This is a genomic window from Sandarakinorhabdus oryzae, from assembly GCF_009733735.1.
Classification (GTDB): domain Bacteria; phylum Pseudomonadota; class Alphaproteobacteria; order Sphingomonadales; family Sphingomonadaceae; genus Sandarakinorhabdus; species Sandarakinorhabdus oryzae.
In genome coordinates this window covers 1-2059 of the sequence record NZ_WNJP01000287.1, presented here as the reverse complement: position 1 = coordinate 2059, position 2059 = coordinate 1, and the positions used below count along the sequence as shown (strand labels likewise).

The window sequence follows — 2059 nt, the reverse complement described above, 5'->3', positions numbered from 1 at the left end:
CCACTGGAGCGGGCGCTGCCGGTGCGGCAGCAGCCGGCGCGGGCTTCGGCGCGGGCGCTGCGTCCTCGCCGTCCCCAGCCAGGCGCAGGATCACCGCGCCCACCGGCACGTTTTCGGTGCCTTCGGCGACCAGCAGTTCGGTCACGCTGCCTTCGTCCACGGCCTCCACTTCCATGGTGGCCTTGTCGGTCTCGATCTCGGCGATGATGTCACCGGATTTGACCGTGTCACCCGGCTTCACATGCCATTTGGCCAGCGTGCCCACTTCCATTGTGGGCGACAGGGCGGGCATCGTCACATCGATGGGCATGATCAATTGTCCACAAAAAGCTGATCAACCAGGGCGCGCTGCTCGTCGTCGTCCGGATTGTCGATCAGGTCGGCCATGTCGAGGAAATAGGCGGCAGCACCGGCAAGGGGCCCGGAATAGCGGACCTGGGTGCCGGCTTCGGATTTCATGCTCCACGCCACGACCAGCGCGCGCTTGCCGATGGCGTTGATCTTCTTCACCAGCGGCACGAAATCGCCATCGCCGGCCACCAGCGCCACCACGTCGCAACGATCGGACACCGCAAGATCAAAGGCTTCCAACGCCAGCCAGACATCGATGCCCTGCTCCTTGGGCGGCTCGCTGTTGGTGTCGATGCGGGTGAAATGCGGGGTGATGTTGCTGGCGGCGAGGATCTGATCGAACACCCGGTCGTTGCGCAGCGTTTCCTCGACAAAGCTGGCGTTGCGTGCCCGGTCTTCCAGGTCGCGCAGCGTGTAGCGGCCGCGGAAATAATGCGCCTCCACCACCCGGCAGCGATTACGCGACACTTCTTCCATGTCGGCAGCGGCGATGCGGATGAAGTCCATCAGGCCCGACAGCGACAGGCGCCGGCCCACTTCATGTTCAAACTTGTAAAAGGTCGATACGCGGTTGAAATAACTGCCATCGATCATCACGGCGACACGGGTCTGCATGGCACCGGTCACCGGTAACAGACCGCGCGGGCGGCGCTCACGACATCCTCTGCCTTCACCAGCGCCGCCTTTTCCAGGTTGGCGGCATAGGGCAGCGGCACATCCTCGTTGGTCACCCGCAGCACCGGCGCGTCGAGATCATCAAAGCCCTTTTCCATCGCCACGGCCATCATTTCTGATGCGATGGAGCAGGCCGGCCAGCCCTCTTCCACCACCACCATGCGGTTGGTCTTCTTGAGTGACGCGAGCACAGTCGCGGTGTCCATCGGACGCAGCGTTCTGAGATCGATCACCTCGGCATTGATGCCCATTCCGGCCAGCGCTTCGGCGGCCTGCAGGGCCACGCCGACGCCAATCGAATAGCTGACCAACGTCACATCCGTGCCCGCGCGCACGATGCGCGCCTTGCCGATCGGCACGACATGATCGCCTTCCGGCACGTCAAAGCTCTGGCCGTACATCAGCTCGTTTTCGAGGAAGACCACCGGATCCGGCGAGCGGATCGCTGCCTTCAGCAAGCCCTTGGCATCATCGGCGCTGTAGGGCGCGATCACCACCAGGCCGGGCACGCTGGCATACCAGGGGCCATAATTCTGGCTGTGCTGCGCGGCCACCCGGCTGGCGGCGCCATTGGGGCCGCGGAACACGATCGGGCAGCGCATCTGGCCGCCCGACATGTAGAGCGTCTTGGCCGCCGAGTTGATGACATGATCGATCGCCTGCATGGCGAAATTGAAGGTCATGAACTCGACGATGGGCTTGAGCCCGCCCATGGCCGCACCGGTGCCCAGGCCGGCAAAGCCGATTTCGGTGATCGGCGTGTCGATCACGCGCCGGTCGCCGAATTCCTCCAGCAGGCCCTGTGTCACCTTGTAAGCGCCCTGGTATTCGGCGACTTCCTCGCCCATCACGAACACACTGCCATCGGCGCGCATTTCCTCGGCCATGGCATCGCGCAGGGCTTCACGCACGGTCTGGCGGCGGGTGGGGCCGCTGGCGGTTTCGGGCGCGGTCACGGGGGCAGCCACCGGGGCAGCCACCGGTGTGGCGGCAGGCGTTGCCTGAACGGCCGCAACCGGCGCTGCGGCAGGCG

3 protein-coding genes are annotated in these 2059 nt (G+C 64.9%); all 3 read right to left on the bottom strand.

Features of this window, described 5'->3' with window-relative positions; genetic code table 11:
• Nucleotides 1–310, bottom strand: a 310-nt coding sequence (locus GJ693_RS15670) for a biotin/lipoyl-containing protein (RefSeq protein ID WP_156257169.1), incomplete at its 3' end; no start/stop codon positions are given.
• A gap of 2 nt (nt 311–312) precedes the next feature.
• Nucleotides 313–966, bottom strand: a complete 654-nt coding sequence (locus GJ693_RS15665; protein WP_156257168.1) for an NYN domain-containing protein — start codon at nt 964–966, stop codon at nt 313–315.
• Nucleotides 967–974: 8 nt separating this feature from the next.
• The coding region (locus GJ693_RS15660; RefSeq protein WP_156257167.1) for a pyruvate dehydrogenase complex E1 component subunit beta at nt 975–2059 on the bottom strand (1085 nt) is incomplete at its 5' end.

What these genes read in the sequence shown, in the direction of transcription:
- GJ693_RS15665 (WP_156257168.1), bottom strand. Translation starts at nt 966, where the DNA reads ATGCAGACCCGTGTCGCCGTGATGATCGATGGCAGTTATTTCAACCGC.